This is a genomic window from Desulfobulbus alkaliphilus (assembly GCF_016918545.1).
GTDB classification, from domain to species: Bacteria; Desulfobacterota; Desulfobulbia; order Desulfobulbales; family Desulfobulbaceae; genus Desulfobulbus; species Desulfobulbus alkaliphilus.
On the sequence record NZ_JAFFQC010000030.1, the window covers coordinates 1 to 15,990 of the forward strand.

General features: G+C 46.8%; 13 protein-coding genes. 8 read left to right on the forward strand and 5 right to left on the reverse strand.

All coding sequences use genetic code 11. The features are described 5' to 3' along the window. The first annotated feature begins 350 nt into the window (after positions 1–350). The 8 genes from JWG43_RS13980 (at position 351) to JWG43_RS14015 (ending at position 10,766) form a co-directional block, all read left to right on the forward strand. Positions 351–1,205 carry a glycosyltransferase family 2 protein gene (locus JWG43_RS13980; RefSeq protein ID WP_205243565.1) on the forward strand — a complete coding sequence of 285 codons (855 nt, stop codon included), beginning with the start codon at positions 351–353 and terminating at the stop codon, positions 1,203–1,205. After that, the gene (locus JWG43_RS13985) at positions 1,205–2,296 is read left to right on the forward strand and encodes a glycosyltransferase family protein (RefSeq protein WP_205243566.1); all 1,092 of its coding nucleotides are present in this window, start codon (positions 1,205–1,207) and stop codon (positions 2,294–2,296) included. Before JWG43_RS13980 ends, JWG43_RS13985 begins: the two co-directional genes overlap by 1 nt. Positions 2,297–2,387: 91 nt before the next feature. Continuing rightward, complete coding sequence (locus JWG43_RS13990) at positions 2,388–3,203, forward strand: putative capsular polysaccharide synthesis family protein (protein WP_205243567.1); 816 nt, start codon at positions 2,388–2,390, stop codon at positions 3,201–3,203. A 757-nt stretch (positions 3,204–3,960) separates the two neighbouring features. After that, complete coding sequence (locus tag JWG43_RS13995; protein ID WP_205243568.1) at positions 3,961–4,857, forward strand: glycosyltransferase family 2 protein; 897 nt, start codon at positions 3,961–3,963, stop codon at positions 4,855–4,857. Positions 4,858–4,961: 104 nt separating this feature from the next. Next, positions 4,962–6,098 carry a glycosyltransferase family 4 protein gene (locus JWG43_RS14000; protein ID WP_205243569.1) on the forward strand — a complete coding sequence of 379 codons (1,137 nt, stop codon included), beginning with the start codon at positions 4,962–4,964 and terminating at the stop codon, positions 6,096–6,098. A 168-nt stretch (positions 6,099–6,266) separates the two neighbouring features. Continuing rightward, on the forward strand, positions 6,267–7,397 hold the full coding sequence (locus JWG43_RS14005) for a glycosyltransferase (RefSeq protein WP_205243570.1): 1,131 nt from the start codon (positions 6,267–6,269) through the stop codon (positions 7,395–7,397). Further along, the gene (locus JWG43_RS14010) at positions 7,394–8,479 is read left to right on the forward strand and encodes a hypothetical protein (protein WP_205243571.1); all 1,086 of its coding nucleotides are present in this window, start codon (positions 7,394–7,396) and stop codon (positions 8,477–8,479) included. Before JWG43_RS14005 ends, JWG43_RS14010 begins: the two co-directional genes overlap by 4 nt. A gap of 463 nt (positions 8,480–8,942) precedes the next feature. After that, positions 8,943–10,766, forward strand: coding sequence for a hypothetical protein (locus JWG43_RS14015; RefSeq protein WP_205243572.1), 1,824 nt, complete (start codon positions 8,943–8,945; stop codon positions 10,764–10,766). Positions 10,767–10,786: 20 nt separating this feature from the next. Here the strand turns inward: JWG43_RS14015 and JWG43_RS14020 are convergent, their stop codons facing one another. From JWG43_RS14020 to JWG43_RS14040, 5 genes are read right to left on the reverse strand one after another with little or no spacing between them, the layout of a single operon-like run. Further along, positions 10,787–11,797, reverse strand: coding sequence for a glycosyltransferase family 2 protein (locus tag JWG43_RS14020; protein WP_205243573.1), 1,011 nt, complete (start codon positions 11,795–11,797; stop codon positions 10,787–10,789). Positions 11,798–11,800: 3 nt separating this feature from the next. Next, positions 11,801–12,592, reverse strand: coding sequence for a glycosyltransferase (locus tag JWG43_RS14025; RefSeq protein ID WP_205243574.1), 792 nt, complete (start codon positions 12,590–12,592; stop codon positions 11,801–11,803). Continuing rightward, positions 12,589–13,821 (reverse strand): glycosyltransferase family 4 protein, encoded by a 1,233-nt coding sequence (locus JWG43_RS14030; protein WP_205243575.1) that lies wholly within the window; start codon positions 13,819–13,821, stop codon positions 12,589–12,591. The genes JWG43_RS14025 and JWG43_RS14030 overlap by 4 nt, the downstream gene beginning before the upstream one ends. Before the next feature lies 1 nt (position 13,822). Continuing rightward, positions 13,823–14,857: a glycosyltransferase family 2 protein gene (locus JWG43_RS14035; RefSeq protein ID WP_205243576.1), complete on the reverse strand. Its 1,035-nt coding sequence runs from the start codon at positions 14,855–14,857 to the stop codon at positions 13,823–13,825. Next, entirely contained in the window at positions 14,857–15,975 is a 1,119-nt protein-coding gene (locus JWG43_RS14040) for a glycosyltransferase family 4 protein (protein ID WP_205243577.1), read from the reverse strand. The genes JWG43_RS14035 and JWG43_RS14040 overlap by 1 nt, the downstream gene beginning before the upstream one ends. Positions 15,976–15,990: the final 15 nt, after the last annotated feature.

A 15,990-nucleotide genomic window follows, 5' to 3' on the forward strand; every position in this document is an offset into this window, starting at 1 on the left:
CTGCCGGGGCATTATCGCCCTGCACTGGATCTTGGTGGCATGGTTGCTGTTCAAACAGAGTCACCCTCCTCCGTAGTAGCTGTTGAATAGTGTATTGACCCCAGGGCTATTTGTGGGGAGTTGACAGGTCAAGGATGGAAGCGCCAAGGTGAATTGTCACTTGGTGATCAACTTACCGAATTGCTACATTTTTTAGTTTTTTAAAATTTCTTTGTTTATGACGCACTCAAATATAAAAAAATCTAAAAATCTACCCGTGCTCACCCCCCCCACACACACAAAGTGGTAGCTATTTATTAAGGCTCCTATGCTACCGGCATCAACATGATTCAGATCACAAGTGAATGCTTTTGAAATTATCAATTATAACAATAAATTTAAATAATTTTAATGGTTTGGCCAAAACACTGGATAGTGTACAGAGTCAAACATTCCAAAATTATGAACAAATTGTTATTGATGGGGGGAGCACTGATGGAAGTATTGATATTATTTTGTCCCGTTTAAATAATATCACATATTGGGTTTCAGAGCCTGACAACGGAATATATCATGCTATGAATAAAGGCCTGCACGTTGCAAAGGGTGAATATGTGCATTTTTTAAACAGTGGAGATTGGCTACCTGAAACGAACATCTACGATTCGATATTTTCCAACATCCAAGGGGATAAGGATATTATATATGGCGATTTTTTTAGAAAAATTTACAATGAATCAGGAAATGTTATTAAAAGACAATTCCAGCCAAAAAAACTGACAGTATTGAGATTTTTTGGTTCTGGAATCTGTCATCAATCAATAATATATAAAAGAGATATTTTTAACTATATTGGAAAATATAATGAAAAATTAAAAATAGCAGGAGATTGGGACCTCACTTTAAGAGCTTTAATAAAAGAATGCAAAACTAGTTATTTGGAATTTCCTGTTGTATGTTACGAGGGAGGAGGTATAAGCTCAATACAAGTAGAAAATTCAGAGAAAGAAAAAGAAATGATATTGCGAAACAATTTACCATCGGTAATTTATGCTGATTATTTGTATTTCAAAGAGTTGCAAAACAAAAATATTATTTTAAATGAATATAAAAATTGGGTGGATGAAATCAAGAATCGAAACGTTTTTATTAACTATGCCATGGTTACAAAATGGCTATTTGAAAAATTTTCAAAGCGTTTATATCGCATTTTAAAAATAGATTAATGAAAGTTATTTTTCCCTTCAATCGGGACTTAAATCCACTAGTCAGTTTGTTGATTTCAGGCTTGAGAGATGCTGGTTGTTTTGTGGATCAAGGAACCATGATGTTTTGGGATAGAACATTGTTCGATTATGATATCGTCCATATCCAATGGCCCGAGACTTTATTTGATTGGAGGATTCCAACTGAAATTGAATTGATTTTATTACGGCAGCGGTTACAAGAAATAAGGCAGCGTGCGAAAATAATATACACAGTCCACAATAGAGAGTCTCACCATGCAAATTCAGAGAGTGCTGCAATTCTAAAAGAGCTATACACTTTGGTCGAACAGGAATGTGACGTTATGGTTCATTTGGGTGAGGCTAGCAAGGCTGAATATCAGAACCGGCCTGAATTTACCCGGCAACAACATGTGATGATTCCAATTCCGGTCTACGATGCACTGTATTCGCAGTTTTTATCAGTAACTCCTAAAGAGGCGAAAGGCAGGCTTGGTGTACCCCAGAACAAAAAAATTGTCCTTGCCTTCGGTAACTTTCGTTATGAACAGGAGAAACAGTTGGTGTTAAGTGCAGTGTCGGCACTGAAAAAGCGTCACTTTTGCTTGGTGGCTCCTAAATGGTACAAAGCACATGAATATTTTTTTTCGTTCATTTATCCAATGCTCTCCTTACGTTCTGCCCGTAAGTATTTTTGGGCGTGGAGAAATGGGTTGAAGTTAGGGGTTAAGAAAACCATGTCAGACGAGGAAGTTGCTTTGTATTTTACCGCAGCTGACGTTGTATTCATTCAGCGGGTGGATGAACTGAATTCAGGAAACATACCAATGGCTTTTTTGTTTCGAAAAACCGTTTTGGGCCCAGACCAAGGAAATATCGGCCAATGGCTCAGATTGACAGGTAATCCAGTATTTGATCCAGTAGACAATTTCTCGCTCCAAAGTGCTTTAGAAAATGCATTGAAATTATCTGATACGGATAAGGGAGAAGAAAATTATACGTTTGCAATGACACATTGGTTGACAAAGAAAATTTGTATGGAACATGAAATTTTATACAAAAGTGTTTTTAATGATATAAAAATTCAATGATATTTATGCAATTCTAACGAGCCTGTGGAGATTTGTTGGCTGGTTAGTTTCTAAGCTGTTTTGACGCACAGTTTCGTGCGAGGAACCAAAAATGACAGTAAATGATGTTGTAAATGTTCAAAAATTTCTACGGTATCCTGTGCATTTGGTGAATTTTGTGCGCTGGAAAGCAGGTTTTTGTCGTAGGCTACGTAAATATCCACCTGTTTTTGTGTATCAAATGGGTAAAGTTGCTTCGAGAAGTGTAAGCCAATCTTTAGCTCGATACTATAAAGGAGAAGTGATTCATAGTCATTGGTTTTATCCCGATATACGTCCAGGGGAATCGAGAGAACTCTTCCGCTACTGGCACAGTGACCAGCCACCAGAACTATTGCATATAATATCCTTGGTTCGTAATCCTCTGGAACGAAATATCTCTGCATTTTTTCAAAATTTTTCTAGATATACTGGACATAAGGAAGGTGAACCTCTTCCGAGCGTTGATGAGTTGAAAATAGTTTTTTTGGAGAGATTTGAACATAATATCCCTTTGATCTGGTTTGATGAGCTCATATACAAAAATTTTTCAATTGATGTATATGCGAAGACCTTTCCAGATAAAGGATTTCAGTATTATAGTTCAGGAAAAGTTCGATTGTTAATAATACGAGTAGAAGAAAATGACGATCAAAAAAATAAAGCTATTCAGAATTTTATGAATATTCCTGATTTTGCATTGGAACGGGTCAACGTCTCGTCCGAAAAGAATTATGGAACTTTGTATAAAAGATTTAAACAAGAGGTTCGTTTTTCATCTTCATACATTGATTTTCTTTGTAATTCAAAATATTTTCAACACTTCTATACTGCAAATGATGAGATGACTACCAGGAAAAAATGGCAGGAAAATTATTCAAATTTATGAATCAGAGGGTTGGGTGATTCTTGTTAAATCAGAGTGACGCAACGCCTGCCAGTTGCTGAAAATGTTTTCGTCCTCTTTTTTTTCGATCCTGCTATGATAGTTGGCTCACCATTTTGAAAAAGACCTCAATGATCGTTTCGAGGTCGAGTAAAACTAAAAAACTAAAACGGCGGGAGCCGGTGTTGCTGGACTTTCAGTCCGCGTTTTGCAAACCCACCGACTTCAAGTCGGTGGTTGTTTAGTATCGAGGCCTCGCTCGACGTTTTACATCCTCTATCATCATCACGTCCTCGCGTGAATTATTTCGGCACGTTGCGTAACGTCCCCTTGCAGGCTTCCAGGCTGGCGAATCTGTCCTCTGAGCTGATTCTTTTCAGCCAATGGCCGATGATGAATAGGTAAACCACCGGCTCTGCCGGTGGACTCCCAAAGTTTTTTTGACAGTTTCGGGAGAAAAGGGAAGTCTGCCAATTCTGGACAGCTCAAAGTTCAAGTGAAGGGGACTTCCCATGTACGACAAACAATAGCCTAAGCCACAGAAAGTGGGAATGCATGTACCTTATCATACTTGGGTTTTCGGTATGAAGGCCGATTTTTGATCAATGCCGATAAAAATGTCCCACAATTAAGCTGTTAGTTTCTCGGCAGGCGGTTTTTGCTCGAAAACCGTAGGCACACGCATTGCAGTCATATAATTGACAGAGAGGATTGTTGACTGGAGATAACAAAAAGTCGAGCGCATCGTGGAGAATGCTGTATGAACTCTGATATCCCAAGGGTCTCGGTGGTAATTCCCTGTCATAATTATGCTCGTTTTCTACCTGAGTGTTTGGATAGTATACTCGCCCAGAGTCAACCCGCATTCGAAATCCTGGTGGTGGACGACGGGTCTACCGACCATACGCCGGAGGTTGTGAAGCGGTACGGAGACGCGGTTAACTACCTTCGGGTGGAGGGGCGTGGAGCCTATGGGGCGAGGAATGACAGCCTGGACTATGTCTGCGGCGATTTTTTCCTTAATGTAGATGCGGACAACCGACTGGACCCAAATTTCATTTGCAAGACCAGTATTCTCCTTGAACGCGCGCCAAAAAATGTGGGCTATATCTATACCCAGCGAGTGTATTTCGGAGACCGGGAAGGAGTATCTGCATTTCCTGAGTTTGACCCTGAAGCACTGCTTTTCAGGAATTTTGTTGATATGGGTTCTCTAATCCGTATGGACTTGGTGAAACGGTTCCACTTTGACGAATACTTCAATCGTGGGTGCGGAGATCACGCATTTTTCCTTTCTCTGCTGCAGGCCGGTTTCCAGGGAATTCGACTGGATCAACCTTTACTGTACTACCGGGTGCACGGCGAAAGCATAACTTATCGGGCGACACAGCAGTATTCTCAAATGGCGATTCAACGTGCATTGATTAATAAATTTCCAAAATTATACAATCGCGAATATGCTCGCACCGCCATACGTTCTGCCAGGAATCGCACTTTGGTCTCTATCATTCATAATCGGCACCCCGCAGCACCTATTAGAACCCGATTGCGCGATTTATTGGCTTTTACTTTGACCCATCCTTTGCATCCAGAATGGGTGCACCAAATTCGATACACTTTGAATCCTAAAGCGATATCTGCTCATGAGCGTAATTGAAAAAGTATACCAAACGGAGAAAACAGACTTGTCACTGCATAAGCACTTTGGCCATAATTGAAGGATTCTAATAGGTGTAAGCACGATGAGGAAATAATAATTTTTTGAACATGATTGATGTTTTTTATCTGTTTCGAGAAACTCCTGCCAGACGGGATATGCTGATGAAGATTCTCTCTGGTCAGGGGAGTGGTCTCGCTGGCGAGCAATTGTTCGGGTTTGACAGGTTACTTCACAAATGGCGTGTTGACAGCAATCTGTGCTTCCCTCGGCATTCAATTTTTTTTGATCAGATAATTTCCTTGTTTGACCGGACCTATTCAGTTCGAGCCGGGGCCGGTCTAGGGGATATTGGTGCCATATTTTCCAATTTAAAGCGTATCAACCGTGCCCGTGTAGTACTGGCTACCTCTGATAATACGGGACTTGCAGCAATTCGACTGAAAAAATGGGGCCTGATAACCTCACCGCTAATCTATGTCAGTGTTGGCCTTCCAGAAAGATTGAAGGCTGTAGCTAGTCTCAGTTTAGCCCGGGTCGATCGGTATCGGCAACGGCTGTATGGTGTTGATAAAATACTTGCTTATGGGTATGCCGAAGCAGAATGGCTACACACTTGGCTGGGGGGAGAAGTGGATGTCCAGTTTTTACCTTTTGGGGTTGATACCGAAAAGTGGACCCCATTTCATTATTCGGGTTTGGATGAAATCGATGTGCTGAGTATAGGCGCTGATGAGATGCGGGATTTTTCCCTTCTTGTGGAATATGGGCGAAAGCATCCTGATATTCGTGTAACTTTAGTGACTACAGAAAGCTGCAGCAAGAGTTTAGGGCATGTGCCCAGTAATATTAAAATATTGCGAGACCTGCCGATAGATGAGTTGCGAATATTAATTTCAAAGGCACGCCTGGTTGTATTGCCTGTCAAGGAAAACTCTTACAGTGGCGCGACGACGACTATGCTGCAATGTATGGCCATGGCGAAGGCCGTCACTGTATCTCGTGTTGGAGCTATAAGCAAGGGTTACGATTTGGAAGATGGCACAAATATTATCTGGATGGAGCCAGGATCATATCGAAGTCTCGAAAACGTGGTTGATTCTTTGTTAGTCAATAATGAGATCTGTAAACGGATCGGCGATGGGGCTCGCCACCATGTCGTTAAGCATTTAAACTGGAATCTCTATGTTTCTCGGTTGGAACAGTACCTCACTCAATGGGTATATATTCAAAACCCATAATAATTTCTTCCTGTTGAAAGATGCCTCTATATGATCGTATGCAGTGCTTGTTATTTCATCGTGCCAGACACTGCACTGGAGAGTCTTGGGGGTAAGCGGCAAACATCGACTTGAGAAAGTATGCTACGCTGTTGAATAGTGATTTTTAAAATGTCTCCGGGTGGTGGGGTGGAAAACAAAAGAAGGCGTATCCTGAGATTGACTGGAGCCATCGTCTGGGTATTTACAAAACAATTTCCTCGGGTGGATTTTTATATGGCCGACATCTTTCAAAAGAAATTTCCCAAAGGAGGCGGTTATCCCAAAGTGACCCTGGGGTTTATCAGTTGCGAGCGGATGCACTATTTACGAGCTACCTTGGAATCAGCCCGGGAATGCATCGAATATCCCAATCTGGAATGGATTGTCATTGATGATGATTCCGTTGAACCAGGTTTGAAGGACTATCTTGAAGGGTGCGGGTGGCTTGATCAAACGATTTTTTGTCGGCAGACCCATGCGGAGGCGATGAATCAATTGGTCGCAACCGCAACAGGAGAATTTGTTCTAATCTGGCCTGAAGATGTCCAATTCATCACTGGTGGAGATTGGTTGAAGGACCTAGTCGAAATATTGGAGACGCATTCGGATATTGGCTGCATATGCCTGGATGCTCAGCGCCTTTGTACTTTGCATACTATTTTCAGGCCGGGGACTCGTGAGTATCTCCTTCGATTGTACAGGGAAGTGAGGCGGTTCGGGTGGCATCAGAGACGACGTTCCAGGAAAATTTCAACTGCTCGAGGGTTTACGATGTGGACCTATGGAGCATATAATGACGGAGTGGTTGGTTCGGGTATCCCTTCGCTCATGCGAACAGCTATCTGGCGTGATCTTGGTCCATGGCGAATTGCTAACCCCGATGCGCGGTTGATTGATTCTTCTCTCGGCGCGGAGGATGACATGATCGACAGGGTGAGGAAGAAGGGACTTTGCCTGCAGATGGCGATACCGCAGATCCCACTTGCGGCGGATATTATCAATGATGCTATCGGCTGTAAGGCGAAGGTCAGGAAAGGTATTCGATATGGCAACTACACTCGCCCCCCCGGTGGAGGTGTTTACTATTACCAACTCCAATCTTATGCTGACCGCAAGTCGGCAGTCAGGGATGACCGGCCACTCAGTTTTTCGGAGTGCGTCCAACCTATTAGTTTTGAGATCCCAAAGGATGCAGCTGGTGACCGCTTAAAGGCTTCATTTAACGAACAACCGCAATGCAATGTTAGACTTGATGAAAAGAGGAGAGATGGTGCGTGAGTTCCGTCCTGATTTACGAGCCCGAACTTATGAGCCAACGGGGGTTCAATGGCTTCTATCGCCACTTTCTCTCAGCTTTAGTTGACTGTGTCGGCGCAAAGGGGACCGACACGCCTCGTCCCTTGCCGCGGCTGACCAAACCACGTGAGCATGAGAGTTGCTGGACGCGCTGGGGAGAACACTGGGTCTTTTTCGACATGAGTGATCATGTCCAGCTTTTTGATGTTGACGCTTTGCAGCTTTGTTCGGTCTACTTCAAGGCAAACCTGAACAGGGCGGTTGCCGGGCGCATCTTGCAGGAACATGACGTTACCGACTGTGAACCGAAACTGGCACCTTTTTTGTTTTTTTCCGAAGGACTGGATGATTTTATGCGTGATGGCCGTAGCCGACGTTTTTGGCGACTGGACCGCCCCAAGTATGACCTCTGTTTCGTCATGGGGGTGTATGAGAATCTGGTTCGAGATGGGGGGAAATCACCTTTTGTCTTTGCAGAGGAACCAATTACTTCGGCTTCGTATCATTTCTGGATCCGATGGCACATTATGCAGGCACTGCAAGAAGCTGAAATACCAGGATTCTACCGTTTAACCAGCCGGGCAAATCGAGTTTTGGAAGACAAGGTAACAGTGCATATGAACTTAAGTCGGCGCAAGTTCTCGCGTTGTATCAGCGATGGACGGATGACCATGGTTTGCACTTTGCCTCATGCGTTGTTCCCGTGGAAAGCATCGGAAAGCTTTGTGCTGGGGCGTCCTATTGTGATAGAGCAGGCGCCGCTGACAGAGACACCTGAACCGTTTATGCCGGTCGCCGGTCTTCATTATCTGGAATTGTTACCAGAAACGGGTGCTTTTAATCAGAACGTGCCCTTGACTGAAGCCGTCAGCCACAGAGTATTGTCACGGATCCCTCTGGATCGATTTCGAGAACGGGCCGAATGGCTGCGCGGGGTGCTGTCAGATCGGCAGCGAATGGTGGAAATGAGTGTGGCTTGTCTTGAGTTTTCAAAACGTGCATACCATAAGACTACGGTGGCTGAGTATATCAGTGATGAGGTTCACCGGCGGATCGGTAGCTGATTGTTAACGTCTCATTTCAAATTCCTGAATCCGTGACGGCTGGGCTCTCATTTTGGATATATCTTGCTGTACTCACATTATAATTGCAGCAGAATTTTTGAAGATAACCTTCACCAGCCGCCCTTCGGGGCATCCGTCCACACGCCATCTTCATTGCCCGCAACCGTCCGATAAAGTCTACTTTAATCGAACGGTCACGAACAACGAAGCTGACGCACGGACGAACGCTCACGGATTCAGGAAATTCTGCTCAATACTTCTCAAAGATTTTTTTACAGAGTATTCTATCCAGCAATTCTGGGGATGATGGGCGCTGTTGTTGCAGGTATTGAGCGGGATTTTGAGGAAATATTGTTATTGCAGGTTGTTGGCGTAAGTGATCACAAGGTGATTATTCCAGGTCGGGCTGGCAGGCACGCGTCATCGCCAGCCAATTTGTAGACCTTTTTGAAGGGCCAATGCCATGACCCCGCTAGCGATCGCCTGCGTTCAGTTTCTTTATCTCATTGCACTCTACGTTCCGATGGGATGGCATCGGCTTGGCCTGCCCAAGTGCCTTCGGGTTGGCTTGGGCTATCTGGTTGCCAACGCCCTTGCATTGTTGGTCGGCTACTCACTGGACATGGCGGGATGGTTTTCCATCACTCGTGTATTCGTTGTTTGGCTTACTACCTGCATGCTTCTGAACCTGCTGGCCTATCGTAACCTTCAACCCTTTCACTATCCTTCCCGCGCCGAACGACGCATCTATATCCTGTTGGCCGTCACATGGATCGTCAGCGTCGGTATTCGCCTGGTCGATCCCTTGCAAAATGCAGCGCTAGCCGGCATCGACGGGTATCAATTTCTGACTTTCTACGCCTGGTTGCTGGGGGAACAGCAGGCCATTCATGACTATCCGTCCGGTTTTGCCTTAATGACGGCTATGGCGCCATGGCAGATACAGCCTTATGCGGCTGTTCGCTGGGCACCGCATCTCGTCTACCTGGCTTGCCTACTGGGGGCCTTTGGGTTATGGCGGCGGGTGGGGGGGCTGCGTTTTGCCTTGGCGATCACCTTTCTGTTGGGTTCCGCCTGGTTCCTTTACCCGATTACAGCTTTTCATCCCCACTTTATACAATGGACGACTGTTTTCATCGGCCTGCCCGCCCTGTTAACGATCTATGCGCGTCTGTCCCGTGGCGAGCCCCCTCTCCCTATGCTTCTGCTCGCCATGCCGGTCAACGTCGCCTTCACCATGACCTCTGCCTATTTCGCGCTGTATCTCAACGTAATGTTGCCCCTGCTGGTCGTCGCAACAAACCTCCAAGGGCGAGCGATGCTGCGCCGCATCGTTTCTTCGGCCGTCGTCGCTCTGATTTCGCCTCTTACCCTGCTGGCCTATTACGGTATTCTGGTGCGTTATTTTTTCCCCTACGGCCAATCCGGGGTTTACGTCCAAACACAGCTTGTGGCGGAGGTATCACAAGCTGCGACGGCTGCGGCAGAACCGATCCAGGCTATGGCGGCTAACCATTTGCTGACCCATCCTCTGGTCGAAGTTATCGTTTCTTTTCTCTCGCCAACTGTCCCGTTGAATGTATCTTTCCGGTGGTTGGTTTATGCCGTCTTGATTGCGCTGGGATGCTGGCTTTGGCGACGTTCCCGTGCCAGGCGGTTGGCGGCCATGCGCCTGGTGGCGGGGGTAATGATTTTCAGTTCATTCTCCGCCATGACCGGTATTTTTGAGTTGCCGGCATGGCAGGGCCGCAACGTTTTCATCGCGCTTTACATGGGGGTGGCCGCTGCTCTGTGGACATGCATTGACCGTTTCCCATCAGCTATCCGACATGTGCAGCATTCCCCAAAATTGCAGTTGCTGGCATTGCTTTGCGTGGCGGGTCCGGCAATCTGTTTCCCTCCGGTGATTGGGAAAAATGTTCCTATCGCCAATGTGATACAATCACGGAACTTGCCCTCCGACAATCAGGTTCTGGCCGAGCTGATCCGCGCTCCCGAAACATTTTCAGGAAAGAAGCGTTTGGCGGTCGTTCCTCCGATAAACGATGCATCGCAATCTCATCTGATCAGCAATCTGTTACGCCTTCATTATCCGCATCCGCGTGAACACGCCTTCCCTGGATACTACATGGTCAGGCCCAACAATCCCCTTGAGGCATTCGAACTTGATGCCCTGCTTATTTCCTCTTCCATGCTGGCCTTATATCCCCTTCCGGAAGATTTTGAAATTCATACGACGGGGCGTGACTACGTTTTCGCCATCAGACGTCCTGTGAAAGCGCCATAGACAACGAATATGAACCACCATCACTGATTCAGGTACTTATCAGTGGCGACTTTCGGGTTGACCATGCGGCGATATCGGCTGATTACGAAACGCAGGCTGTAGAAAAGTGCGGGGGGTGTATAGGCAATAATCCTGGCAAGAAGTTGATACCCACGGGAACGGGTGAGTGGCTGAATAAACTCTCTGTAGTGCTTGGTGCGGTACGCATAATCGGCTCGTGTATAACAGAGGAATCGAAGGCTGTAGAGTCCGTGAGCCGCCTCGAAGGCCATAGTGGCCCGCTGACAGAGTTCCCTGCCATAGATCGGTACCAGGCGTTGCATCAGTTGTCCCCAGCCTCCAGCCACGGTAAAGGTGGCGTCCGACCAGGTGAACAGACGGGGTTCGCCGCAACGGTTCAGCACTAATGGACGGGCGACCAGGTGAACCTGTCGCCCCTGTATCATTTCCATTATGATACCGATATGGGCAAAATAGGTGCCGATGTAGTGTTCGCGTTCGATTTTCTCCCATGCAGTGGTGTTTACGATGCAGCCGCCGATGAAGCCGGCAGCCCAGGCATGCGATACCAGAAATTGTTCAGCCGATTCAATCAAATCCTCCTCCAGGGGGAGTACCTGCCGGTTGAGGTAGTAATGAATGTCTGCATCGACGGAAGCGTAATTAACAAAGATAAATGGCCACTGTTCGCTATCAAGACTGCTGAGAAGTCCGAGAATCTGGTCGACAGCATCGGGGGTGAGCCTGTCATCCTCCCCCATCATCCAGGCGTACTTGCAGGGGCAGAGGTCGACCGCATTAAGGATATTTTTATCAATACCGAGATTGGCCTTGTTTTTACTCGTAAAGATAAAAGGATATTCTCGCTGCAATTGCTTGATTGCCTGCTCGTTGGTCTCGTCGGTGGAGTCATCGGCAATATAAACAGGTACTTCGTGATGACTTGCTGCGAGAAGGATTGAGCGAACACAGGCGGTTAGTTGGTCCGGTCGTTTATAGGTAGGGATACAGATTCCGAGTAGAGAATTCATACTTTACAGGCGAAAAGAGAGGTTGTTGAGTTTGTCTATCAATAATTTTGGCAGAGCACATTTCAGGAGAGTCAATACGTTAAACAGTGACCAGCGGCAAATATAAATGTGCCGGGGGAAGTGTTTTCTGATCAAGTCAAGGTAGTCTTGGTTGAAAACTTTATCTTCACTGGTTGAGCTGAGGCCGGTTGAGGCGAATCGACATATTTGCATGGGGATGTAGTGCAGTCTGTAAACAGGATCAGCCGCCAGTCGCATATTGAGTTCCCAATCGGCTTGAATCGGGTAGGCAAGGGAAAAGCGATATCGGTCAAAAACTGACCGTGGGTAAAAAATCGCTTGCTGACAGATATTAGTCCTCGCAAGTTTGTACCGGGAAAAGGGCCCGTCGTAGGTTTTTCCTGTTCCTTCCAGTAAAACGTCTCCGTAGTACATTGTGGTTTGGCAGTTTAAAAAATTGCGCAGTGCCAGCAGGTCTGTTGACAGACGGTCATCTGCACCGAGGAAATAGAAGAACTGCCCTTTTGCAAGAGAGACAGCTTTGTTGAAGGCATCGTAGACGCCCTTGTCCGGTTCCGATCGCCAGTGGGCAAGGTGGGTGCCGAACTTCTGCAGGACTTCCCTGGTCCGGTCCTCCGATGCACCATCAAAGACCAGTATTTCGTGGGACGGCAGTGATGCGGTCAGTATTTCAGTCAGACAGCCTTCCAGCTGTGCTGCCATGTTACGGGTGGCTATGATGATACTGAGTAATGGGGCCTCACTGTCGTTTGAGGTTCTGTTATCAGTATTCACTGTTGCAGCATCTCATGATAAAGGGCCTGGTGTTCTTTCACCGCATATTGTTGGGTAAATTGATCGGTTAGTCGGGGAATGGGCGTGGCCGAGAGGAGGTGAATGATTCCTTGGGCCAGGTCGTTGACGTTGAAGGGTTGGGCCAGGAATCCATTCTCACTGTGCTGTAACAGTTCAGGTATCCCCCCTGCAGCAAAGGCAGCTACCGGGGTGCGACAGGCCAGGGATTCCAGAATGGAATTCGGCAGGTTTTCCTGCAGCGAAGGCATGATAAAGAGGTCTGCCGCGGAGTATGCCAAGCGAAGGGTGACATCATCATGGAGAACTCCCAGGTATCGTGTTGGCAGCGGCAGCCGGTGTTCTGGTGGGGGTTCAGATTCACCAAATATCAGTAATTCGACCTTTTGTTGCCAACCAAGGGTTATCAATCGTTTGATACTTTCCCTGAAGAGATGAAAGCCTTTATTGGGGTCACCGTAGGCATTCATGGCACCGCACAGTATGAGTTTTTTTCCGGTCTCGGGAATATTGAGAATGGACCGGGCCAAGTGTTTTTCGACGGGTTGGAAGATGTCGGTGTCGATGCCATTGGCCAGATGAACGATTCGGTGGTGGGCAAAAAGCGAACTGGCTTGGACACAGTTCGCTAACCATTGGCTCGGTGTTACCAAAACAGGAGTACCTTTTCGCCATTGTCGCCTTTTGTGGGCTAAAGTCAGGCGGCTGAGATCAAGCGAAGACGAGGAACCTAATTGGGGGCAATTGCCGCAACGCTCTTTGTACTGCCGGCAGGATCCTGGCACATGGCAGCCTCCGGTAAAAGGCCAGGAGTCGTGAAAGGTCCAGACTACCGGCGGGCCAAGGGAAAAAAGTCGGCCGATCTCGCGTATCGGCATCATTCCGCGGCAGATCCAATGAAGGTGGATGATGTCCGGCGATAGTTTGTTAATCAGGCCGCAAAGGCTGTTCCTGGGCCATCCGACTGTCCAATGGGTAAGATCGCGTTTTCGGTATACCAGCAAAGGGAGCATGTCAAATAACCAGCGGATATCTTTAAGAAGCATTTCACTCCTTCCCGGTTTATTGACAATAGCGGGTTCTCCCCCTGTTTTGTGCTGCACCAGCATCAGTGATTCGTGCCCGGCTTTTCGCAGGCCGGAATGCAGCCAATAAGCGGCTCGAGCAGCCCCTCCGGCATGGTCAAAAGTGTTGATGTGTAGAATCCGCATATCAGGCGCCTCTTTTTTCAATCCGGTGTTTGAATGCTGAGGCGCATAAGATTGCAAGACGTTTACTCAGAAGGATGGGGGAAGAATAAAAACGATGGCAAAGAAAATGAAGAGGTGCAGAAGGTTCTGAACCTGCATATCTCATGCAGAGACGGAACCAAAGATCCTCAGTCACCTTTTTCAAAACCTGCTGAGGATACACATTTTTTTGTGCATTGCTTTTGATGATTTGTGCCAACCAGGTTCGGGCATCTGCCAGTGCTTGGCTTGTACGTTCAATTTGCACCATGGCAATGGTTCGATGCTGTCGTGCGTGGACCATGTCGGCTTTTAACCCCAGGGCTTCCAATCCCCTGCGAATAATGGCTGCAGCCTGCTCATCCATCGTGCTCCAGTCTGCCCGTGTCAGACTGCTTGGATGAATTCGATATTGCAAAAGGACTTCGGGGATGTTGGCACCGGGAAAATGCTGTAAGGCTCGGCTCCAAAGATCAAAATCTTCGGTCGGGTAATAGGTGACATCGTACCATAAATTATAACGAGTGAACCAGGAGCGACGCATCATCACCGTCGGGTGGGCAAAGGGCGAGTGAAACAGGGAAAAAGCATATACTTCTTCTCGGCTTAGAGGATATTGTTCTATTTTTTTATATTTTTCGGGAAAATAAGATATCCATGTACCGCACAGTCCGAGCTCGGCATGGTTTTGTAGAAATTGCAACTGTGTTTGCAATCGTTTGGGCAGGGAAATGTCGTCGGCATCCATGCGTGCCAGGAATTCGCCTTGAGCTTCACGCATTCCCAAATTTAAAGCGCCCGCCAGCTTAAGACGTTCGGGGGCGTTGATCAAACGAATACGATGGTCCTTATACCCTGAGATGATATCAACCGACTCATCTGTTGAATGGTCGTTTATGATCAGTAACTCGAAATCCGTAAAGGATTGAGCAAGAACACTGTCAATTGCTTCTTCAAGGTATTGAGCGCCATTGTGTACCGGCATGATGACTGTAATTAGTGGGGCGAGTTTACTCATCAGTGTGTTTTGGGTGCTGCCAAGAGCGTTTTGAAAATGTGTTCGTGTTCATCAAGCCAGTTCTTGACGGAAAAATGGACAGCGGCATGGGTACGGGCTTCATGTGAAAATACTTCGTAACCTGAAAGGATCTCTGCGACTGCCGCGGCCATACGTTTTGGAGAAGGAGGATGAACACTCTCCCAGTCAAGTGGTGCCGGGATGCCAATTCCGGCTGAAGGTGGGATTAGTTCCGGAATTCCACCACTGGCGGAATAGACAACGGGAAGGCCACAGGCCATAGCTTCCACAACTATTCGCGGGCAAGAGTCGTTGTATTGGGGATGAAGTAGAATGTCAGCGTTTTGAAAAATAGCGATGGACTCTTCTTGAGTATAGGCTCCCGTACACTCGATTTTTTCTTCCAAATGGAGCGTTCGGGCAAGAGCTTTGACCTCAGAATGGCAAGCACTTTCCGTGTGTTGCCAACAACATCGACCGGCAATCCGCAGCCTGAAAGAGAAGTCTTGCTTGCTAAGATTGTGCAAGGTTTCTACAGCTGTTTGTACACGGTAGAAAAAGTGATGTGTACCGGCAACCAGTAACATGATCTCTTTTTTCGTCGGTTTATTATTCAGCGGCGTAAACAAATCAATATCTACAGGGTTATGGAGAATTATGTTCGGTATTTTGGTGGTTCCTAGAAATATCTCAGCGCCTGTTTTACAGAATTTACTCTGAAAAATAATGAAATCCGCAGCGTGATAGATTTGCGCCAGGCGTTTATTTGTTTCCTCCCAACCTGGACCATGCCATCCTTGATACGCAACACCGTTTTGATTCAAGATAATTTTGGCTTTTGCCTTGTGGGCATGCCTGATGATCAAGTCCGGGTTGGGTGGCAAGGCGCTGCTGACCAGATAGCACAGATTGGGCCGTTCCAGGATGTTCGGATATCTGGTGATCAGGTCCTGTACTTTGACCAGTCCGCCACCCAGTTGTTCGGTCCTTTTCGGGATACGAGGTTGACCATAATAAACGCGAGGTTCTGTGTTGTGAGGCGTTTTCTGCCATCGGCGTCTTTCCCGGAAATTGTCGAGGATGTGTAGCAGAAAATGGTGGAGACGCTGTAAACTCATTTCAATTTGACTCCA